At 59.3% G+C, this 21,708-nt stretch carries 19 protein-coding genes and 1 tRNA gene; 15 read left to right on the top strand and 5 right to left on the bottom strand.

What is annotated here, in order from left to right:
• Positions 1 to 165: 165 nt before the first annotated feature.
• The 11 genes from MPC4_RS18525 to MPC4_RS21820 all read left to right on the top strand — a co-directional run bounded on the left by MPC4_RS18525 (position 166) and on the right by MPC4_RS21820 (position 10,105).
• Entirely contained in the window at positions 166 to 417 is a 252-nt protein-coding gene (locus tag MPC4_RS18525; RefSeq protein ID WP_174513837.1) for a hypothetical protein, read from the top strand.
• The gene (locus MPC4_RS18520; RefSeq protein WP_174513836.1) at positions 414 to 704 is read left to right on the top strand and encodes a PC4/YdbC family ssDNA-binding protein; all 291 of its coding nucleotides are present in this window, start codon (positions 414 to 416) and stop codon (positions 702 to 704) included. The genes MPC4_RS18525 and MPC4_RS18520 overlap by 4 nt, the downstream gene beginning before the upstream one ends.
• Complete coding sequence (locus tag MPC4_RS18515; RefSeq protein WP_174513835.1) at positions 701 to 1,861, top strand: AAA family ATPase; 1,161 nt, start codon at positions 701 to 703, stop codon at positions 1,859 to 1,861. Before MPC4_RS18520 ends, MPC4_RS18515 begins: the two co-directional genes overlap by 4 nt.
• A gap of 701 nt (positions 1,862 to 2,562) precedes the next feature.
• Positions 2,563 to 2,835 carry a hypothetical protein gene (locus tag MPC4_RS18510; protein ID WP_174513834.1) on the top strand — a complete coding sequence of 91 codons (273 nt, stop codon included), beginning with the start codon at positions 2,563 to 2,565 and terminating at the stop codon, positions 2,833 to 2,835.
• Positions 2,836 to 3,690: 855 nt separating this feature from the next.
• Positions 3,691 to 4,557 (top strand): hypothetical protein, encoded by an 867-nt coding sequence (locus MPC4_RS21425; RefSeq protein ID WP_244629108.1) that lies wholly within the window; start codon positions 3,691 to 3,693, stop codon positions 4,555 to 4,557.
• Between the two features lie 262 nt (positions 4,558 to 4,819).
• Positions 4,820 to 5,146, top strand: a complete 327-nt coding sequence (locus tag MPC4_RS18500; protein ID WP_174513832.1) for a hypothetical protein — start codon at positions 4,820 to 4,822, stop codon at positions 5,144 to 5,146.
• Positions 5,143 to 5,322 (top strand): hypothetical protein, encoded by a 180-nt coding sequence (locus tag MPC4_RS18495; RefSeq protein ID WP_174513831.1) that lies wholly within the window; start codon positions 5,143 to 5,145, stop codon positions 5,320 to 5,322. The genes MPC4_RS18500 and MPC4_RS18495 overlap by 4 nt, the downstream gene beginning before the upstream one ends.
• Complete coding sequence (locus MPC4_RS18490) at positions 5,319 to 5,909, top strand: hypothetical protein (protein WP_174513830.1); 591 nt, start codon at positions 5,319 to 5,321, stop codon at positions 5,907 to 5,909. Before MPC4_RS18495 ends, MPC4_RS18490 begins: the two co-directional genes overlap by 4 nt.
• 47 nt (positions 5,910 to 5,956) lie before the next feature.
• Positions 5,957 to 7,726: a hypothetical protein gene (locus tag MPC4_RS18485; RefSeq protein WP_174513829.1), complete on the top strand. Its 1,770-nt coding sequence runs from the start codon at positions 5,957 to 5,959 to the stop codon at positions 7,724 to 7,726.
• Positions 7,727 to 7,841: 115 nt separating this feature from the next.
• Positions 7,842 to 9,659 carry a phage tail tape measure protein gene (locus MPC4_RS18480; protein ID WP_174513828.1) on the top strand — a complete coding sequence of 606 codons (1,818 nt, stop codon included), beginning with the start codon at positions 7,842 to 7,844 and terminating at the stop codon, positions 9,657 to 9,659.
• 29 nt (positions 9,660 to 9,688) lie between these two features.
• The gene (locus MPC4_RS21820) at positions 9,689 to 10,105 is read left to right on the top strand and encodes a ParB/RepB/Spo0J family partition protein (protein ID WP_174513827.1); all 417 of its coding nucleotides are present in this window, start codon (positions 9,689 to 9,691) and stop codon (positions 10,103 to 10,105) included.
• A 70-nt stretch (positions 10,106 to 10,175) separates the two neighbouring features.
• Here MPC4_RS21820 and MPC4_RS18470 read toward each other — a convergent pair whose 3' ends face one another.
• The gene (locus MPC4_RS18470; RefSeq protein WP_174513826.1) at positions 10,176 to 10,706 is read right to left on the bottom strand and encodes a hypothetical protein; all 531 of its coding nucleotides are present in this window, start codon (positions 10,704 to 10,706) and stop codon (positions 10,176 to 10,178) included.
• Between the two features lie 564 nt (positions 10,707 to 11,270).
• Between MPC4_RS18470 and MPC4_RS18465 the strand changes: the two genes are divergently transcribed.
• The gene (locus MPC4_RS18465; RefSeq protein WP_174513825.1) at positions 11,271 to 11,996 is read left to right on the top strand and encodes a hypothetical protein; all 726 of its coding nucleotides are present in this window, start codon (positions 11,271 to 11,273) and stop codon (positions 11,994 to 11,996) included.
• A 3-nt stretch (positions 11,997 to 11,999) separates the two neighbouring features.
• Positions 12,000 to 12,464, top strand: a complete 465-nt coding sequence (locus tag MPC4_RS18460; protein ID WP_174513824.1) for a hypothetical protein — start codon at positions 12,000 to 12,002, stop codon at positions 12,462 to 12,464.
• A 698-nt stretch (positions 12,465 to 13,162) separates the two neighbouring features.
• Here the strand turns inward: MPC4_RS18460 and MPC4_RS18455 are convergent.
• From MPC4_RS18455 to MPC4_RS18440, 4 genes are all read right to left on the bottom strand, one after another.
• Positions 13,163 to 13,238, bottom strand: a tRNA-Thr gene (locus MPC4_RS18455).
• A gap of 117 nt (positions 13,239 to 13,355) precedes the next feature.
• Entirely contained in the window at positions 13,356 to 14,933 is a 1,578-nt protein-coding gene (locus tag MPC4_RS18450; protein ID WP_174513823.1) for a heme biosynthesis protein HemY, read from the bottom strand.
• Positions 14,934 to 14,991: 58 nt separating this feature from the next.
• Positions 14,992 to 16,209 carry a COG4223 family protein gene (locus MPC4_RS18445; RefSeq protein ID WP_174513822.1) on the bottom strand — a complete coding sequence of 406 codons (1,218 nt, stop codon included), beginning with the start codon at positions 16,207 to 16,209 and terminating at the stop codon, positions 14,992 to 14,994.
• Between the two features lie 555 nt (positions 16,210 to 16,764).
• The gene (locus MPC4_RS18440) at positions 16,765 to 17,088 is read right to left on the bottom strand and encodes a hypothetical protein (RefSeq protein WP_174513821.1); all 324 of its coding nucleotides are present in this window, start codon (positions 17,086 to 17,088) and stop codon (positions 16,765 to 16,767) included.
• Here MPC4_RS18440 and MPC4_RS18435 point away from each other — a divergent pair.
• Together MPC4_RS18435 and MPC4_RS18430 are read left to right on the top strand one after the other, a co-directional pair.
• Positions 17,063 to 19,309 carry a glycosyl hydrolase family 28-related protein gene (locus MPC4_RS18435; protein WP_174513820.1) on the top strand — a complete coding sequence of 749 codons (2,247 nt, stop codon included), beginning with the start codon at positions 17,063 to 17,065 and terminating at the stop codon, positions 19,307 to 19,309. The two genes, MPC4_RS18440 and MPC4_RS18435, sit on opposite strands and share 26 nt — an antisense overlap.
• Positions 19,310 to 19,649: 340 nt before the next feature.
• On the top strand, positions 19,650 to 21,572 hold the full coding sequence (locus tag MPC4_RS18430; RefSeq protein WP_174513819.1) for a tetratricopeptide repeat protein: 1,923 nt from the start codon (positions 19,650 to 19,652) through the stop codon (positions 21,570 to 21,572).
• Positions 21,573 to 21,708 lie beyond the last annotated feature (136 nt).

Here is a 21,708-nt window from a genome sequence, read left to right as displayed (position 1 = left end):
GGCGGCGGCCGGGTCCGAAATGTTCTTGCTTGGCGGCTGGAACAGCTTCGAAAATAAACTCTCCGCACTCGAATTGCAACAACGCTTTCTGGCCTCGCGCTACGACGTCCGGCCTGATCATGCTCGCCTGATCGCGGAGCTCGCCTTCCCCGAAAGGAGGGCGTCATGAACGCTGTTGCTAATCCAAAACTATCTAATCCAGACGGGGTTAAGCAGGCCAGACTCGAACTTCTGCGCGACGCCATTTTCGAGCAATTGGGCTTTATGATCCATCGTGCTGAACTGGCTCGCACTTTCGCGGATCTCAGCGATGACGCCGGGCTCACCTACTCGTTGAAGTGCATGGTCGCGCATGTACGCGCCGCCGCACAGTGTGCAAATGATCTGACGGCGCTGAAGAACGGGGGCGCCGAATGAGCGCTCCCCGCGCCGGCGACGGTGTTCTCATCGGTTATGTCGAGAAAAGCAAAGCGGAGCTGATCGGCGTCTTTCTGAAAGACTTCGAGGGCTTCCGCTATGTCGATATCCGCGTCTATGACCGCGCCATCAGCGGACGGCCGACGCCGACGACGAAAGGTGTCGCGATCCGCCCGACACGGCTTCCCGAACTCGTCAAGCTGCTTGAGGCGGCATTAGCAACGCTTGATGAAGGCGGCGGCCTTCTTGAGCCTCGCGTCCCCTCGCGGAAAGGCGGCCGGCGTTGAGCCAACATTCGCTCGCTCCTCCGCCGATTGACGATGGTTATCTCGATTCGCTGATGGACTTCGGCGCGACTACGGTTGAGGCGCCACACCCGGAGCTGAAGATTGTTGGCGCCGATTCGCTAGCTCGCGCTCCAGCGCCGGAACGACGCTGGCTTGTGCCGGGTATGATCCCACTCGAAAAGACGACGCTGCTTTATGGGAACGGAGGCGACGGCAAGAGCCTACTCGCTCTGCAGCTCGGCATTGCGGTCGCTACAGCGACGGATTGGATCGGCCGCACGCCGGAACCGGGCGGCGTTCTCATGATCTCCGCCGAGGATGACATCCCGGAAATCCATCGCCGTCTCGCCGATATTATCGAGGGGCGCGACTATATCGACCGGAACGCCCTGGCGAATCTGAAGATTGTCGATCTCGCAGGGCGCGAGGCCGTTCTCGCCTTCCCCGACGCGCGAGGCGGTGTTCTCAGGCACTCTCCGCTGTTTGGCGCTATTGAGCGTCTTGTTGAAGAGCAACGGCCAAGCCTGGTCATCATCGATACGCTCGCCGACACTTTCGGCGGTGACGAAATTGTGCGCACTCAGGCCCGACAGTTCCTCGGCCTGTTGACACGGCTCGCCATGCGCTTCGAACTGGCGGTCCTCGTCCTGGCTCACCCAAGCCTTTCGGGCATGACCAGCGGCTCGGGAACATCCGGCTCAACCGGATGGAGCAACAGCGTTCGCAGCCGCCTGTATCTCGCTCCACCCAAAGCCGCCGAAGGCGACAGGCCAAACCCTGCGCTGAAACAGCTCTCGGTCATGAAGGCGAACTACGGGCCGACCGGCGAGACGATCTCTCTCTTGTGGGATCGCGGGCGGTTCGTCCCTGCCGAAGGAAACCGCAGATCCGTACTTTCAGCGGCCGAGATCGACGTGCTCTTCCTTGAACTACTCGGACGGTTCACCAGGGAAGGCCGGAACGTCACTGCCAAGAAAGGGACGTCCTATGCACCTTCGGAATTTGCCAACCATGCGGATGGGCGGAGCGTCGGCAAGGATGCCTTCAAGCAGGCGATGGACCGACTGTTAAGCGCTCGAAAGATCGCCAGCGTTGAGGAAGGTTCCCCGTCGAGACGTCGATCGAGGCTCGTCATCGTCGACGGTGAAGGGCTTTGAGAGATGTTTCCACCATTTCTTCCACCTAGCTTCCACCACAGCAAAAGTGCCTTCCACCTAGCTTCCACCATTTGTGTGCTTCCACCCCCTATATACCCCCATGGCGGTGGAAGCACCGCCGCTGGTGGAAGCGGCGGCCTTCCCCGCAAGTAGCGGACAGGCATGTCGCGGTGTGGGAGCCGTTCGCGTGGCCTACATCGTGAAAGGAACAGGTGGGCGGAACACGCCGGCACATTGTTCCTCTTGTTCCCTTAGCTGCGCCAATACTTTGGAGTTTTCGGAAGCCTTTTTGACCAATGTTCGAACAACCCTCCCGCCTAAAAATCTGTACGGCCGTGCTGTAGCTCAGATCGTCGCCTGATGTTGGCTTTCGATTAGCGATTGGACAGGCCGAGAAATCGAATCGCGCACAACCGGCAGCGATCGGCTGGCTTCTTCAGCGATTGTCCGAATGACCGAAAATCTGTGTTTCCTGATACTCCATCATGTGCTCTGTCCGAGAATGTCTAGTAATGTCAATCTTGTAGAATGGTTCATATTCGGAGTATTATGCGGGGGTAACGCAAGGGTTTCGAATGGACGAAGATTTAGCAACAGCGGCACGCTCGCCGACCACACGAAGCGCCGTCACTAATGGATCGCAGCTCTTTGTTGACGCGGTCGACGGCCGATCAAAGGAAGCGCGCCGGTTTCGCGATGTCTTGGCCGAGATAATCTCCGATCTTGGCGGCGCGGAAGGCTTGAGCGAAGGCCAGCGCCAACTTGCGCGTCGCTGCGCGTTGATGTCCGTCGAGTGCGAAAAGCTCGAAGCGAAGTCGGTTGCTGGCGAGCCGATCGATCTTGACGTCTTCGGGCAGCTCTCCGATCGCATTGGCCGCGCCTTTCAGCGGCTGGGGTTGAGACGCGCCAAGCGCGACGTGACCCCTGACTTCAAGACCTACGTCGCCTCTAAGTCGAAGGGCGACCATACATGAGCCTAATCACTCGCATCGAGCGCACCCTCTTTGATCCAGGCGCCGACGACCACGGGACTGTGATCTCATCGCATAGAATACCCTGCTCGCCTCCAAACGCTCGGTCCGGGATGGCGGAGAGCGCAACCAAGCCTCCGGTTGGTCCGGCGCAAAAAGAGACTGGGCGCGCCCTGTTCTCGGCGGGGTTGGCCACACACCCGACTGGGGGAAGCTGTCGCGGCGTCGGGCGGGGCGAAAGCTCTGTCCGGCCCGGACGGCAGTGAGGTTCAGCGCACGGTGAATATCCTTGAGGCCATCGACGACCCGCATCTGCTCGGCTCCGCCATTCGCGATCATGAGTCGTGGAAGGCTTGGCGAGCGCTGCTGGCGGCTCTCTTCGGCTTGCCCCTCGACGACTACGGCGCTCGGCTGTTTCGCGACTGTACGGGCCGCGCTGAGGCTCCTGTCGCGGCTTTTGGATTTCTCTGGCTCGTTTGCGGGCGCAGAGGCGGCAAAACCTTCGTCATGGCGCTTTTGGCGTGCTACTTCGGCCTGTTCCGAGACTGGAGCGCCAACCTCGCTCCTGGCGAGCGTGCAGTCATTCTGCTGGTCGCGGCCGATCGGGAACAAGCCAAGATCCTGCGGCGCTACATATCAGGTATCGTTGCCGCTCCTATGCTGTCGCAGCTTGTCGAGTCCGAAACCGCCGACAGCATTGAGCTCAAGGGCCGCGTCGTCATCGAGGTTGCGACCTGTTCGTATCGGACGGTGCGTGGCCGTTCGGTTTGCGTCGCATTGCTGGATGAAGTCGCCTTTTGGAGGCGAGAAGACAGCGCGAACCCCGACGTCGAAGTCTTTAACGCCATTCGCGCCTCTATGGCGACCTTCGGCGATGACGCTATGACAATCATCGCGTCATCGCCTTACTCCCGGCGCGGCTTGCTTTGGGATGCCTACCGGAAGTGGCATGGAAAGGCTGACGCCCAGAATCTGGTATGGCAAGCGGCGACGCGTGTCATGAATCCGGCCGTGCCTCAATCATTTGTTGACGGCGAATTCGAGCGCGATCCGGCTGCTGCCGCGGCTGAGTATGGGGCGCAGTTCCGAACCGACCTTGAGGCGTTTGTTTCGGTTGATGTCGTCGAAAGTCTGATCGAGCCCGGATGCTTTGAGCTTCCGCCGTCTCACGCCCATCTCGCATTCGTCGACGCGGCGGGTGGCGGTGGGCAGGACGCGATGACGATGGCGATCGCGCACGCCGAGGGCGATGTTGCCGTCCTGGATTGTCTGCGCGGCGTTAAGCCGCCGTTCTCGCCCGAAAGCGTGGTCGCGGAATTCGCCGAGACATTGAAGCGCTACGGTATTCGGCGCGTGACGGCTGACCGCTGGGGCAGCGAGTTTGTGGCCGAAGCCTTCATGCGGCAGGGAATTATCTGCGAACAATCGGCTAAGCCTAAAAGTGATCTCTATCGCGAGAGTTTGCCGCTGCTCAATTCCGGCAAGGTGCGGTTTCTTGACCACCCAAAGCTGGTTGCCGAACTCTGTAGCCTGGAGCGTCGGACAGCGCGCGGCGGCAGGGACAGCATCGACCATCCTCCGGGCGGCCATGACGACCTTGCCAACGCAGTATGCGGCGTCATTACGCTGGCTGTTGGCGGCGCCCGCTCATTTCGCAAGGCATCCGTCGAGGCGGCCTTAACCCATGACGTCAAGCCGATCTTTGTCGGAGGCATCTTTGGGTGACAGTTGGACATCCCGCGTCGGTTACGTCATCGGCGTTCAGTTCGGCGGCGTCGGCATGCCAACGAGCATCGCCGTCATTGAGCGCATGCGACATGTTGTGGACGATCAGCCTCAACCTACAACATACGGCGTCGTGCATCTTCATCAAGCGCAAGGACCATACACCGATCAGATCGATGTGCTTCATCGGCTGAGGTCGGCATTGCTGCCGGCGAAACACTCGCCTTCGCTCATCGCTGACCTGACCGCGGTTGGCCGGCCAGTGGCGAAGGAACTGCGCAAGGCTGGCATACATTCATGTAACGTTTCCGTCAGCGAAGGCGCGAATGAAACCGGTGACGGCGATTTCAATTTCAGCATTCCTCGAAACAACCTTGGATCTGCGCTGGCCGTCGTCCTCGACGCCGGCAGGCTGAGGATAGCCAAAGACATGCCGGCAGCGTCGGCCTTGGCGGCGGAACTTGAAAGCGCCCGTGACGGCGCCATTGGCGGGCTGAGCCTACCTGTCGCCCTGGTCACATGGTGGTGCGAGCGCAAGGCGAGCGTGCCGCTTCATATCATCAACAATTTATTTGGAAGTATTTCATGACCGAAGACACCCAAAAGCATGCGCGGGAGATGTCCGACGAGCAGTGGCAGCGCGCCTTGACTGAAATGGACCGGGCGGGCGTCAAGCGCACCGAGCGACAGAGGGCTGCCGCGTCGAGGGCCGAGATCGAACGCCTTTGCGGCGAGCCGAAAAAGAACGGTGGAGAACCAAAATGACCTTGCTAAATCCAGAGAATTTGCGCCAGCCGATGGCGGGGCCGGCTCCGACCGAACAAATCGCGGTTCTCAAAGAACTTCAGGACCGCCTCACCCGCGCCTTCGAGGGAGCGTGGCGCTGTGATCCGGCGAACGAACCCTTGGGCAATCCTCGGCTCTGGCGGCTATACAAAAGCACGCTCGAAAATGCCCCGACGCTTCATCTTCCGGTAGCCATCCAAAAGATGAAAGAAGCGATCTGGATCTTTGATCGATATGCCTCGGCGACGCCGATTGAGCGGATGCATGCGCACGATGACGGCACGCTGGAGATCGGCCGCAACTCTGAGCAGGAGAAACTTCAGCGCGATCTCGGTGTATTCGACGCTGTGCGCGCGGCGCAGTCGAGGGCGTTCGATGTTGTCGCATTCCTGTCGAGTTTGCGCGGTCGCGGCATCGAGTTGACGCTTGCTGATGGCAGTATATGCGCGCCAAAGGCGGCGCCACTGACGCCTGCCGATGTCGGCGCCATCAAGGAGCATAAAGCAGCCATCGTTGATGAGCTTGGACGTCAGTCGGCGGCGGCTGCTCCAGCCATCATTGCGTGAGGGAGAGCCGTGAGAGGCGTCGCACTTACAAACGATAGGAAACAAGCATGCATAGGGTAATTACGTACGCGGGGGCGGTCCCTTCGTCCAAGGACGTCCTCAATCTCGGCCAGTTCACGATGACGGCGCTCGCTAAATTCGTCGCTGGCGTTCTCGGCACGAACACGATCGTCAATGGCTTTACCTGCTCCCCGACGACCGTGGCGTCTCTCGCCGTTGTTCTTGGCGCGGGCGAAATCTATCAGCTCGAAAACCTTGAACAGACGGCATTGTCCGCGCTCCCGGCCGATACCGCGCATACGATCATGAAGCAGGGCATCCTGCTCGATCCCGTCACGCTGACCATCACCCCTCCGGCGACGACAGGATACAGCCAGGCGTTTTTGGTCGAAGTCCAATATCAGGATTCCGATACATCGACGATGGTCCTGAATTATTACAACTCGACCGCTCCGAGCTCGCCCTATTATGGCCCTCCAGTCGGTGGAACGGGGTCAGGCGCAGCCCAAAGCACGGTGCGCGCCGGAGCCGTCGCCTATCAGATCAAAGCTGGCATAGCCGCATCAACGGGCACGCAGGTTACGCCAACCGCCGATGCGGGCTGGACAGGGCTTTTTGTCGTCACCGTAGCCAATGGCGCGACCGCTATCTCGTCCGGCAATATCAGTCCGATTTCCAATGCGCCGTTTATTCCCGCGACGCTCCCCGCTATCCCCTATGACGTCCAGTCGAACGCATGGACATTCGCCATCGCAGGCGGCACAGCGAATGCGCTGACGGCAAGCATCTCACCGGCTCCGGCTTCTCTTTCCAATCTCAGCGTACGGATTCTCGCCACGGCGACGAATACTGGCAACGTCACGCTCAATCTGAATGGCATCTCTGGCGCGGTTCCGATCCTTGACGGATACGGAAATCAGCTTGCGCCGGGGGCTATTAAAATCGGGATGGTTCTCGATCTCGATTTCAACGGCACGAATTGGCAATTGACGGGTCCCGGCCTCCAGAGCTTTGGAACCTATTACGGCGTCGATACGGGGTTGGCGAACGCGATTGTCGCAACAGTCTCGCCAGCCATCACGTCCTACATTGCCGGGGCGCTTTACGAAATTACAATCGCTAATCCGAATACAACGGCGTCCACCGCTAATTTTAATGGTCTAGGCGCGAAAAACATTGTCCTGAACACCAGCGGCGCGACGCTATCGGGCGGCGAAATGAGTAACGTTGGCGGTTATGCAGCGCAGTTCCTCTATGACGGGACGAATTTGCGGCTTTTGAACCCGCTGCCGAAAGGCGTTTCGCGCATTGTTCCTTTTACAGCAAGCGGGACGTTTACGCCAGTCGGCTCCCTCGTTCTTGTGCAGCAATGGGCTGGGGGCGCCGCTGGCCGCAATGTCGGCGGCAGCAGCTATACGGCCGGTCAGGGGGGCGGCGCGGGCGAATACCGCTATGGCTATTTCCCTGTGACGCCGGGTGTTGGCATTGCCGTCACCGTTGGAGCCGGAGCTGCAGCCGGATCGAACGGCAATGGGGGCATGTCGTCTTTCGGATCGTTAATGACGGCGATTGGCGCGATCGGGACGGCGGGCGGAACTGGCGGCGCAGGTGGGTATGGGTTCTCGGGCGGCGCGGGAAGCCCCGGCTTTTCGAACGGCAATGTGGCGGGAGCGATCGTTGTCATCGGCTCCGGCGGCGTGCCTTATCTCTCTGGTCTCTTTGGCAGTGGCGGCGCAGGCGGCGACGGTGGTCCGACCGGCAATCCGTATGGCCGCGCGGGGCAACCCGGTTTCGTGCTCGTATCCGAGGTGGGTTAACCAATGTTTGCATTGATCCAGAACGGCGTGGTTGATCGCGCGTGGTTCAAGAAGAATCCCGGCCGCAACTTTCGCATCAGGCCGCCGCATCATCATCGTTGAAAGAGGAATAGAGATGGCAATTCCCTATGAAGTTGCGGTTAAGTTATCCGCCGTCAACGGATTGTCGCCAGTTATCGCGACGCTCTCCAACGAATTAGCCAATCTCAACGCTCGCGTCAAAGACGTTGAAGGCGGCTGGACTCGTATCAAGACCGTAATGGCCGGGGCTGCGGCCATCTGGGGTTCGGTCGAGCTTGTGAAGGGCCTCGCGCATGTCGCGAGCGCCGGCAAGGAATTGCTCAACCAGCAAGACCAGATGGAGCGCATGGGCGTTTCTCATCTTGATACACTGAAGCTTACGGCCGAGTATTATGAGAAAATTGCAAAGGCGATCCCGACTTCCTCCGCTGACGAATACCTAAAAACCGTTCGCGAGTTGCGTGGCGTTACCGGGACCACCGACGAGGCGGCGCTCCTCGCGGGCAAAGCGCTCAAGATGGACGCGCTGATCGCCAGCACTACAGGAAAAGGCGAAAGCGGCAGAGGAACTGAATTTTACAAAATAATGCGTTCTGCGGAAATGAAAGGCATCGCCACAAACCCTGAAAAGCTAGACGCATTTACGGACACCGCCTATAAATTCATTACGGCATTTGGCGGCAAGTTGACGCCGCAGGACTTCCAGACTTTCGCGCGGCGAGGTGGTACGGCGTGGATTAACGCCGACGAAAAAGCCATGGGTCCGATGGCGGTCATGATGGCCGATCTAGGAGCCTCGACGGCCGGCACGGTTGCGATGACGCTTCAGCAGTTGCAGACGGGAGCGACGACGCTTTCGAAGCAGCAGGCGGAAGTCTTGGCGCAGGCCGGCCTCATTGACATGAGCAAGACGACAAAGACCGGGTTCGGCGGCGGCAGACTGCAATTGCAGCCCGGCGCGATGGTCGGCGCACGCGAGCATGCGGGCGATCTTCCCGGCTGGATCGATGATGTTGTTTATCCAGCCCTCATGAAAATGGCTCATGGCGACGAGTCTGAGTTTCTGCAGTTGCTTTCCAAAATCGCGCCTAACCGAAATGCGTCCAAGGCCGTTGAGATGTGGGGCGCTCCTGGATTTCGCCAGCAAATTGACAAGGATATGCGCCTTGCTGGGGAGGTCAAGGATCAGAACGCGGCTTACGCTGGATTTACAAACAACAATCCTGTCGGTGTCGAACAGGCGTATAATGCGCAGTATAAATCCATGATGGAGGCGATCGGCGCACCTTTGATGCAGGCGGCGATCCCGGTCATGAAGAACGTCACCGATATGTTTTCCAGCATCGGAAACTTAGCGAACAAGAACCCGGAAACGATAAAACAGATCGGTGAGGGTTTGGTGGTGGTAGCTGCTGGTTTCGCAGCATTTGGCGGCGCAGCGGTGATCCTTGGCCTTGCGTCGTTCGCAGGCGCGGGAGCTGCAGCAGCAGGCGTCGCCGGCATAGCGACGGCCATCACCGCGCTTGCCGCGCTAAATTGGGAGGGTGCGAACCGCGTTCTCCATGCCGTCGGGGATGGGCTTTCTTGGTTCGTCGAGAAGATAAATAATCTTCCTGCCGACTTTATGAAATTCCTGCATGACCAGACGCCCAGTGGGTTTAAGCGTGGCATGTACGGGTCCAATGCAGGGACAGACCCCCAGTCACCTCTGTATCACAAAAATAGCTACACGCCCGGCCCTCCCGGCAAAGGCGAGCAGCCCATTCACGTGCATTTTCATGTGGACGGGCAGGAAGTCGAGCAGGCTGTCACCAAGATCCAGATGCAAAGCGCGATGTATCCGACACGGGCGCCATATTACGACAGCTATGCGTCTTGGTCGCCGCCTGACATCAACCTTGTTGCGGTTTAATGGCGCGTTAGGGAGCCGGCGGCGCAGCGATGCGACGACAGTATGCCCTCGTCGCCGGCGCGCATCGACTGGCGGCGGCTAAGAAACTTGGATGGTCCGAGATACCTTGTCTTACCCTTTATGATGAGCCTGACGAACAAGCGCGCCTGTGGGAGATCGCGGAGAACCTACACCGCGCCGAGCTGACGGCGTTGGAGCGTAGCGAGCTTATCTCAGAGTGGATCGGGCTGACTGATAAGGTGGGGCAACTTGCCCCACCTTTAGGAGGAATACAGCCTAATGATAAAGGCGTCCGAAGGGCTGTCCGCGAACTCGGCATCGAGCGGACCGAAGCGAGGCGCTCCGACAAGATCGCCGGACTCTCGCCTGAGGCCAAAGCAGCGGCTCGCGAGGTTGGTCTCGACGACAACCAGAGCGCGTTGCTAACCGCTGCGCATGTTGACTAAAAGGGCGGTGTCTTCGATTGGACCGCGATACGGTTAGGCGCTGGGTTGCTTTCGCATTCAGCGCCTCGGCTCATGGAACGGCCTGATCTGACGTGCCAAAAGAAAAAATGGCAGAGTGCTCGACGGACTCTCTATAAGAATTCTCAAGCCAAATCGACCAGCCCGTCAAGGTGACGCGATGGACGCCCGCCTGGCTCTTCAAGATCCCATCTTGAAAGTCATAGAATCGAACAATGCTATCAACCACGCCAGTAACGTCGGCGCGCAGATATGCCCGCGATTCGCCGTTCGACTGAGCCATAAGAACTAAGCCAGATTTGCGGGATTCGGCCTTTTGACCAAGAAAGAATTCAGAATGCTGATCAACTCTAATGCCGTAGCGATCACCATAACGTAATACTATTACCTGCCCATAGTCCGCTGCATTCATGATGAACGGACTGTCCGGGCGGTTCAGAATGACAATTGGACGATAGTCTGATGGCGTGCGTTCAAATTCGGTGACAATCGCCAAATAAATTTGCTCTCCTAGTTTAAGCTTGATCAGTTCGCCAGGCTTGCAGTTGGAAAGAATACCAGCTTCGAGTGAATCAAGATTCATTTTAGCCATCCCTTCTTAGCCTGACGCTCCACAGGTAGATTAGCCCTGTCTGGTACGCAGTTATCGTCAAAGCCAGATAGTATATGATCTGCGCAGCCCTGTCCTCGTTTGGCGACAAGCCGGTCACAGCATAGAGAGCGGCGCGACGAGAGCATGCTGAATGGCCCGCAAAAATTCATTTTTTTCGTCCCATCGCAGATCGTACGAAAACATGCCTGTTCTATGTACAATATAAGCTCATTTCTCGATGCCGCCGAGGTGCGCCTCAACCTCATCGAGGGTCCAACTGCATGTCCATCGGTCCGCAAGAGCGGGATTTACAGCGCCTCCGGTTTGAGCATCGACTAGGGCATAGCGGCCGAAGTCCACAGCGCGCGGATCTCGGCTTCGGCTTTTGACGAGTCTGTACCCTTGCCGGTCAGCCGCCCGGCGCAAACGATTCTCGCGCACTTTGTCCTGCTCCATAAAAATCACTATTCCCCAAACGATGCTTGACGTGATGCTGGAAGTCAATCTACAAGTGATGCTCGAAGCCATATTAACAGCTTCTATGGAGCAACCACAATGCCGAACAGCACCGTTCCGGCAGCCGATGCCGGCTTGCCAAATCTCAACCGCAGATCAGCCCTCGCGAAACTTGGCATGGGCATTGCCGGGGGCGCGTCGTTGGCGACGATCGCCGCTGCCGCTCCCGTGGAGGCTGCGGTCTCGTCAGAACTCCTACGATTGATCGAAGCTCATCGGTCCGCACACGACGCCCTTACGCGGGCAGTCACCCGCTGCGACGAGGCCGAAGTTTCCTACAATGGCATACGCCCGAGCATCCCGTTCAAGGATATGTGGGCTGGCAAAGAGTACGGCGCCGACTATAAGCCGCTCGACATTTCTCTTGGCGTGGACGAGTGCAAGAGTCGCGTCATAAGAAGCTTGGATTGGTCCGATAGAATAGGGGGAGGCATTGACGAATTTGCGTCGCCGAAGCGGCTAAAACAGCTCCAGGCGGCGCGCAAAGCGATAAAGAACGATGCCTTCGCTGTCATCGACGCCGCTTTCGCTGAGGATGAGGCGGCTCGGCAGTCGTCTGGATTCGCCGCCGCGAAACGCGATGTAGATCAAGCTTCCGATGCGGAGGATGAGGCACTGACGGCTCTATGCGCCTATCGATGCGCGACGCTCAAAGAGGTGCAAATCAAGGCCGACTATCTGTCTGCCGATCATATCGAGGTCGAATGGTTTGAGGAACGTCATTTCAAGGCGCTGCTTCAGGCTTCTCGCAAGATGGAGGCCTGAGCTATGGCTGACAATCCATCCCGCCGCGCCGCGGTCGAAGCAGACCCTGTCTTCGCACTAATCGAAGGACATGCAGCAGCGTATGCAGATTGGGAGAGGCTCGACAGAGAGATGGCAAGTAAGCCGGGGGAGAATATCTCTGAAGCAGATAACAGCCACTACGACGCCCTCTATAAGCTAGAATGTGAAGCGCAGCGGCGTCTTTTCTCGACGAAGGCGACCACCGTGGCTGGAGCGGAGGCTTTTGCTTCTCACGTTTTGAGATATCCTCGCATCGCAACTTTCGACGGCGCTGACTTCAGCCTGACCAAGGCGATCTCGACAATTGCCGAGTCACTGCGAGACATCTCCGCGAGTGGGATTATGGCTCCGTTATCACCCCTCAAGTTTCAGGCGAAAGTCTGGCTCGCGCGGCAGATGATCGCCCTTGCTGATCGGATCGTGGCGAGCGCCGAGAGATCTGGCTGACTGATAAACTGGCCCAACTTGCGACAGTTTCTAAAGGCGGCCGAGTGCGACGTTTTAGTATTGTCGTCTCAACTTGAGACAAAAACACCGAACTCGGTCCGCCTAGCCCGATTTGGATGCAGATGGTTCGCGAACGGACACCGAAATGACGGATGATGACCGGGCGACCATTGCAACGGTCGATCTCTCGGCGAACCCCTTGTCGTCGAACGATTTCGACCCGGATGGATAGTGCCCGCAATGCTCGCAATATCTTCCACTGGCGCACTCGCATGGTGCGTTACAGGAGCACGTTGGATGCCCTTCGCAGTTGCCGCACATCATTTCTTCCCCACCGTTCGAGCATTCTTGCGACGCCCGTTATCGTTTTTCGGCGATCCGTGCTGGAACTGCCGCAAATCATGATGAGCGTCGGGGCTACACATTGCAAGACGGCACTGACTGAGAGCAGCCTCGACGCCTGGTTCTAAGCTGATGGCTTAGCCGTGACGGCGTAGATAGCAAGAATCACGAGAGAACAGAGGAGGAGCTCGAAAATCAGTGCGCTGCCTTACCAAATACACGCCGTCTTCACCAAGGCTAGCGTTTGGCGACTAAACGCGTCGCCAAGGGATGGCAGCCGTTACCCGAAACGTTACCCGACAGGAAGTGCAGATTTTAATCGTGGTTGAAATTTCGGTCTAACTATTTGATTTCATTGGTGCCGCAAGAGGGATTCGAACCCCCGACCCCCTCATTACGAATGAGGTGCTCTACCAGCTGAGCTATTGCGGCAATTCCGTCTTGATCAAAAGCTGCGATCTTCGGCGTCACCTCTTAGCGATAAGCGCGGCGCTTCGCAACCGTCCTCTGCAAATCCAGTTCAGCACGCTCAGATTGACGCCGGCTGATTCATTTCCGCTTGACGTCGAAGAGCTGCGCGAACTCCTTGGGCTGTTCCTTTTCCTCGTCCGGCTGCTGGCCCAAAGCGGCCAGCTCCTCGGGGCGCGATTGCTCAGGCGCCGGCGGCTCCTCGTCTGTGACGACCGCCGCGCCCGCCTCAGGCTTCGCGACGGGCGGCTCGGCTTGCGGCGTCACTGGCGCTGAGGAAAGCGATTTGCTCTGCGCCTCACCGAGCAGCAAGGGCGGAACCGGTGGAAGAATCTGAGCGAAAACCGCTTCCTCCACTTCATCGCCAGAACTCAGACGTTCGACCGGCTTTTGCCAGACGAAGGCGTCGAGCTGGCCCGTCACCGGCGAAATCGGACGCCATTGGTCGGACGTTACCCCATCCGCGACCCAGGTAGGATCGCGCGGCGCGTGCGAGGCTCGCGTCAACCATTCGCGAAAATAGCCGGCGCCGCCATGCTGCTTCTCTTCGATCTCCGCCATGAGGCGGCACATGCGGGCGGTCGGTCGCTCCGGCCCTTCGATCAACGGCTGCATCGCTTCGCGGGCGGCCTTGTAATCGCCGGCCGCGATCGCCGCCTGCGCGATCATGATTTTGCTCTCGGCCTCGCGCGGAGCGAGCCGCGCGAGCGTCAGCGCCCGCGCCAGCCGGCCGGCGCTGGAGTCTCCTGGATGCAACCCCAGATAAATCTTGGCGAGATCTGGATGCGGCGTCGCGGCCCAGGAGGTTTCGATCAGTTTCGTCGCTTTGCGCACATCGCCGGCATCGCCAGCGAGCCTTGCGGCAAGCATAATGGCGGGGACGAGGGTCGGCGCGCGTTTCAGAGCGGCGCGCGCGAGCGTCAAGGCTTCGGCCGGTTGCGCGTCCGCTTTTTCGAGCGCAATCGCGGTCTCGAGAACCGCCCGCTGGCGCTCGCGAATCGTCTTGTCGAACAGTTTCGCGCCCGACGCGCCCTCGAGCAACGCCAATGCGCCTCGCCAGTCGCCGGCTGCCACCTTATGATCGAAATTCGCCTTCGCCGCCCAGGGCAACGGCGCGATCTGATGCGCGGCATCCACATATTGCTGCGCCTTCTCGACGTCGCCCTGGCGCTGCGCCTCGACGTGAAGGCCACGCAGCCCGAGAAGACGCATATCGTTGCGTTTGCTCATTTCCTCAAACGCCGCCGCGGCCTGGCTCGCCTCCCCCGAAAGCTGGGCCGCCTGCGCTTTCAAAAGCAGCGCTAAAGGCTCGTCGCGGAGAAGCTTCTGCGCCTCGGCGGACGCCTTGCGCGCAACCAGCGCATCGCCAGCGCCAACCGCGATCATCCCGCGCGAGAGAGCGGCATAGCCTCTCTCCCGCCGTTGTCCCCGCGTCGCGAGCGCCATCAGGGAGGGAAACTTGAAGATGAAGCGGATGACGCTCCATAAGGCGACCAGAGCCGCCGCCGCGACGAAAATGGCGCCGATGCCGACAAGGACAGAGGTTTCAATGCGATACCCCTGCCAATTGAGCACGAGTTCGCCGGGCCGATCGACGAGCCAGGCCTCGCCAAATGCCAGAGCGATGAGGACGGCGAAGAACAGGAGGACGCGGATCATGTGTTTCCTGTCAAAAGCGCGATTTGGGATGTTTGCGAGGCGCAGATCCTCGCGACGATCAAGACTTCGGCTTGCCTAACGCCGTCACCGCGTCCGCTTCGATCGCGCTCGCCGCGGCCACGGCGTCAAGACGCGCTTTCGCCGCCTCGCCCCATGCCGCCGACTTGACCTTAACTTCGGCCGGGAGCTGCGACCAAATGGCATAGGCTTTGGCGACGTCAAGGCGCGCCAGAGCCTTCTCGATCGCAGCGACGCGGCCGGGAAGGTCGGGATCATTGGGATCGCCTTGCCGATGAATGTGGACGAGATTTGCGGCGTCATGCGCGAGCCGATCGAGAATGCCGCTATCGTGCTTTTGCGCCGGCGCATCGAGCGTCGGCGCGAGAGCTGCGAACCGGTCCGCGAGGTCGCCGACGCTCGCGACCCCGGTCTTCGCGGCCGCGCGCAAGGGCGCAAGTTTTGCCGGATCTTCGCCAAGCGAGTCCAGCACGGCGAGTTCGCCCGCGAAAGGCTCGCCGCGCGTCACGAGCTGCAGCAAGCTGATCGCGGCGACGCCTTTCGCAGGAACAGCCGCCAAAGCCCGCGCGCTTTGAACGGCGGCCTCGCGATCCTGCTGCTGCGCCCTGATGTCGACCTTCGGCGCCGCGAGCTTTGTCTCGAGCGCGCTGACCTTTTGTTCGAATGCGGCGATTTTCGCTTCGATCGGCGCAATGTCCGGCGCTTCGGCGCCAGGCGATTCGCCGGCCGCCTTCGGCTGCGCAGCGAGCTCCGCGTGCAGTTCATTCAAGGCCGAGTCAGCCGAGGCCGCTGCCTTGCCGGCGCTGTTCTCAGCGGCCGTCAAACGGCTTCCGATCGCGGCTAACGCGGCTGCGGAAGCCTCGCTCTTATGCTCGAGTTCCACAATATGCGCGTTCAATTCGGCAACATGGTCTCCGTCGTCCGGAGCCTGCTGCTGGTCCAGCATGCGCAATGCGAAAGCGCCGCCAAACCCGGCCAGCGCTCCTAGGATCAGCGCCGCGGCCAAAACAGGCGCACGCGAAGGCTGTTTCACCTTTTCGATCCGAGGCGCAACTTTTGGCTGGCCAGGGGCGATGGTCTCTGGCTCCGGCCTCGCCTCGCCAAGCGAATCACCGCTCGACGCCGCCTCAGGCTGGGGGATTGGGGTTGTCGCGGTTTCGCCTGACGCCGTCAGAGAAGAAGTGTCCCCCGCATCGCCATCTGGCGCGGGGCCAGCTTGGGTCGCCTTTTGAAAAAGCTCGTCCTTGTCGTCAGCCATCCAGCGCCCTCGCCTTTTCGCCCTTTGTAAAGCAACCCATGGCCGATCGCAACGATGAAGCCCGGTGTCCTGTGCTGTCGAGGCAGCCGCGGATATGACGCTGACGGAACGTCAGATGAGGCGACGGCTAGCGATCGCCCCGCCGCAACGTCGACTGATTCGCCATGCTCCGCCCAGGCAGACGCCTGCTTGGCACAGCCGCCTGCGATCCTGCCGCCAAAGCTTCTGAAAAAGAACAAAGAAACCGAATGCAAGAAATCTATTCGAGAATTTCAGGCGCGATTCTCGTTTTATAAAATCTACCCGCCCGAGACACATGTATTCAGCACCAAATACGGTCAGGTAGTCAAACATACCCGAAATATATGCACTAAATTTACAATTGACTATTTCCACAAATGAAACGATACCAACACATGAATGAATTATTCGTAATTATATTTTATCAGCTCACCCGATCGAGTTTAGCACAAGCCCAAATATGATAAATGATATGCCACAACATTTACATGTTGTTGACATAATTTGCAATTACCCGAAAGCTTACGGCTCCGGTCAAGGCTCTGCTTCGGCGGCGCGGTTGGAGCAGATGCTACAAGGAGTGGTGGCCATGCCGGGAACAATAATTCGATTTTTCAATAGATTGCGCCATTTATCTTTAATCGGGCGAGCATCTCTCGCCGGTTGCATTGCCCTTTTATGCGCCGCGCCTTGCACGGCCTGGGCTAAAGCGACCATCATCAATGCGCCTTTTACCGCCAATCCGGGCGATTTCATATCCCTCGAGGGCTCGGGCTTTGGCGCAGCGCCGCAGGTATTCATCACGCCCGGCAATACGAAAGTCAGAACCCAGGTGCCGGTCACGAAAGGCCAGGACAATGTCGTCGTCCTGCGCATTCCCCAAAACTGGGCGTTCAGCCTCTACACGGTTCAGGTCTACGATAATGCGTCGTCGACCAGCAACTCGGTCGCCATCAATGCGCCGCAGGCTTTTCAGTTCTGGCGGGCGGACATCGCCCCGGGCCGACCCACCCGCCTCTATGGCCGCAATCTGCTCGTCGCCGGCGGATCGCCAAGCATCACTTTGCTCGATACGCAGACCAACGCTCAACTGGCGGCCAGCGTCGCCCCCAGCAACAGCACTTTCTTTTTTCTCACTTTCATACCGCCGGCCGGCATTGTCGCGGGTCACACTTACAAGGCCATTGTGTCGAATGGGCTAGCCTCGACCACCACAGAAGCGACAGTGCTCGGGCATGCGGCCGGAGGCGACTATTTCGGCGTTGACGCGCCCTGGGCCTATGACTTCGTCACCCGGGACGGACCTGGCTATAACGCCGGCGTCGCAGGCACGAAACAGTCCGACCACCATATTTTCAACGTCAGGACGGACCCGAGCCTGAACCCTGTCGCGAGGGGTGACGGCGTCACCAATGACGCCGGCGCGATTCAATCGGCGCTCGACCAGGCCTCAAGAAACGGCGGCGGCATCGTCTACCTTCCCGCGGGAACCTACAATCTCGGAGTGACGGGCATCGCCATCCGGCCCGGCGTCGTCATTCAGGGCCATAGCAATGCCGACACGAAAATCATCTTCGGCCCGACGTCCGCTCAGGGCTCGTCCTTCGGCATGTCGGGCATTGAAGTTCCCGACAACGCGGTGTTGACGGGGATCGCGGATCTTTCGATTCAGAATGTCGACCTCACGAGCCAGAGGGTCATCAATCTCGACACGCGAGGCGGGACCATCAGCAAGTTCTTCATTCAGCGCGTCAATTGGGAACTCGGCAGCGGAGCGTCTATTTTTCCGGTCGGCGATCGAATCAGCATTATGAATTCCAACTTCCATCAGGCGGTCAACTTCCAGAATGGAAGCCCGGCGACCGGCGGATTGGGACCGATTTATATCCTCGGATCAAGCAATCTCGTCTTTGTCGGCAACACCGTCAAATGGGCGACCGATCAGGTTCTGATGAATGACATGGTTAATGCTTTCATCGAAAGCAATCACTTCACGCGCAGCGCGTCCGATAAGGTTGCCGCGACGTCGGCGATGGCTGCCGCCGCGTGCTGCACAAGCACGCCGGTCGGGACCGGTCAGATGGTCAGTCGCAGGCTCGGACGCCAGTTGACGATCCAGTTCGGCAAAAACATCATTATTGCAAACAACATTTTTGACGTGTCGGACGGCTCCCTCGACAGCACCCTGAACGATGGCGAAACGTTTCTGAATGAATCGAGAGGCCGTGAGGACGAAGGCGTCGTGACCTCGGCAAATAGCACGAGCGTCAGCGCCAACGCCAAAAGCTGGAATTATTATTCAAATTCGATGGTCATCATCGTCAGCGGCGCGGGAGCCGGGCAGTGGAGACACATCACACAGTTGAGCAACAACAGCACTTTCACCATTGATCAACCCTGGGACGTCGTTCCCGCGGCGGGCGATCATTTCACCATCGCGGTTCCTTCTTTTGAAAACGCCTGGATCAATGGCAACACCATGAGCAACAATCCCCAAGGGATCAGTCTGTGGGCAGGCGCATTTCTCAACACCAACGTCTCTTCTAACAAAATGACGGACAACGGCGGCATTTATCTCAATCCGATATCGACCAATTCCGACGCCGTTGGGCTCCCCGAGTTCAGCGTGTCGCGAAACATCGAAATAAAAGGAAACACTCTCGCTAACATAAACTCTACGAGATCGCCCTTTATCAACATAAACCTGACGAACATCTGGCCGAACACCTTTTGGGGGTATAGCACCCTCGGCGTCGAAGTACGCAACAACAGCATCACGACGCGCTCAGGCACCTATTCTTACCCATACCCGCAAGGCTTTCAGAATGTCGTCTATTACCAGGGGCAGACTCCTTATGTAGAACAAGGCAAGTCAGCTCTTGTCGGAAATATTTTCCAGGGAAACGCCTGCATCAATTGCCCGGTTGACTTCCAGATCGGCACCGGGGATCTCGATACGGTCATCTGGAATTCATATACCGTAAACTCCCCCGGAGTTACCTCGACATTGCTGCTCGATACAAGCCAGTTGAATTACTGGGTTCCGGGATCGATTGGCACAGTGATCGGACATGATTGAACGCGCATTGTTGCTTCATTCGGTCTGAACCGGCCAGCTCGCGCTAACCTTCGATCGGACACGACGGAGAAATCCGTCGTGTCCGCGCCGTTCATAACCGTAGAACGGCGGCCGCCGAGCCACGCCTACGATCGCGAGAATCGCTCGCATTGTCTGCCAATCCTACGCGCCAGCCCCTGACGGCGCCGCGCTTCGCGCAGTCCAGCACGGCGCAAGACTGGGATGCTTTTCTTCTTGCAATGATTTCCCGCGCGCTGGATCCGATGCATCGCGCAACGGACCTTTGAGGATGGAGTTCGATCGACATGCAGCGCGATCGCCCGGCGCAGGCCGCTGACTCTTGAATTACGATCAAGGACAGCGCGTTGAGGATGGCGTTGACGCGGCCATCGAGCGGTCGATCGCGCAGCTTCGCAGCGGCCGGACCGAGGACGCCCTGCTTGGTGTGCGCCCTTTGGACTCGCAGCAAGTTGGGAGTCCGGAAAAATCCACGCTCATCGGCCTGATTTGCCTCAGCGCCGCGGACTATGAGACGGCGCTTAACTGGTTCAATCGTTCGCTCAGCCTCGATCCCGCCAATACGCAAGCCTGGCTCCATCGCGGAGCGGCGCTGCAGCAGCTTGGCCGGGCGGAGGCGCTCGCATGCTATGACGAGGCGCATCGTCTTGGACTCGCAGAGCCGGCGCTCTTCTATAATCGCGGCAATCTTTTGCGCGCGGCCGGCCGGCTCGATGAGGCGATTGTGTCTTACGATGCCGCTTTGCGGCTCAATCCCGCCTATCCGGAGGCTTTACGCGCCGGCGCGCTTGTCCTGCGTGATCTCGGCTATCCGCAGGGCGCCATCGAATTTCTCGACGAGGCGGTGCGCCTCAGCCCGAGCTTCACCGAAGCCCTGATTGATCGCGGCGATATTCTGCAAGGTCTCGATCGTCTGGACGAGGCCATCGCCTGTTACGATCGCGCATTGAACAACGATCCGGACAACGCCGCCGCCTGGAACAACCTCGGCGCCGCTCTGCTGACGCTCGGCCGCTATGGGGAGGCTGACAAGGCGTTTGACGCCGCTTTGCGCGCCGACCCACATTCTCCTCAAGCCTGGAACAATCGCGGCAATCTGATGCTGGCGACGCAGCGCCCGGAGGCGGCGCTGTCCGATTATGAGCGGGCGCTCGCTTTGCGCGCTGACTATTCGGAAGCGTTGATCGGACGCGCGGGCGCGCAAAAGCAGCTCGGCCGGCTCGGCGAAGCTCTGGCCGGGCTGGATAACGCCCTCGCGTTGCAGCCGGACTCGGACCATGCGAAGAACAACAAAGCGGTCCTGCTGCTGCTGCGCGGCGAGTTCGCACGGGGCTGGGATTTTTATGAATCGCGCTGGATTATCAGCAGAACGCCCAAGCACGCGCTCAAGCTTGCCGTTCCCGAATGGGAAGGTCAGAAGCTCGCGGGCAAAAGCATCATCGTTTTCGACGAACAGGGTTTTGGCGACACGATTCAGTTTGTGCGCTTTTGCCTCGTTCTCACCGAGCTTGGCGCCAACGTCACCTTCTTCTGCCGCCGGCGTCTGCACCGGCTTTTCAAGAGCCTCGCGCCGCCGCTTCGGCTTATTGACCGCCTCGAGCCGGGCGATCTTGGACGCGGTGAGCGCTTTGATTTTCAAATCGCCCTTTGCAGCCTGCCGCGCGCGCTGAAAACGCGGCTCCATTCGATCCCGACGCCTATTCCCTATCTTTTTGCCGAGCCGGCTCTTGTCCAAAAATGGGCGTCTCGGCTTGGCTCGCACGGCCTCAAGGTCGGGATTTGCTGGCGCGGGAGCGCCAATCTGAAGGCCGATCGCGGCCGCGCCGTGCCGCTCGCCCTGTTCGAGAGGCTCATAGGCGCAGGGCGGACCGGCGAGGGCGTGCGGCTGATCAGCCTGCAAAGGCCGGCCGACCTGCCGCCGCAGGACGATCTCGCCGCCCTACCCTGGCTCGAACAGATGGGCGCGGACTTCGACGCCGGTCCGGACAGTTTCATCGACACCGCGGCTCTCATGCAGAGCCTCGACCTTATCGTCTCCTGCGATACCTCGACCGCGCATCTCGCCGGCGCTCTCGGCCGGCCCGTCACCGTTTTGCTGCAGCGCATTCCCGATTGGCGCTGGCTGCTCGATCGCGAGGATTGCCCCTGGTATCCCTCGATGCGCCTTGTAAGGCAAAGCCGGCTCGGCGACTGGAGCGAGCCAATGTCGCGCGTCGCGGAGGCGCTGCGAAATCTCGCCTCATGACAGCTCGAATTCTGACCAATCCCGCGCCGATTCGCGATAGCCTCGTCGCCGCGTCCAAGCCAGCGCCCGCCAGAGGGAATAATGCTTTCCAAAACGCGATGGGATGAGCGGCAAACGCAAGCGACGGATCTGTCAA

Source organism: Methylocella tundrae (assembly GCF_901905185.1).
In the GTDB taxonomy this organism is placed as follows: Bacteria; Pseudomonadota; Alphaproteobacteria; order Rhizobiales; family Beijerinckiaceae; genus Methylocapsa; species Methylocapsa tundrae.
Note: the sequence above shows the minus strand (reverse complement) of the source record. Positions and strands in the feature narration are given on the sequence as shown.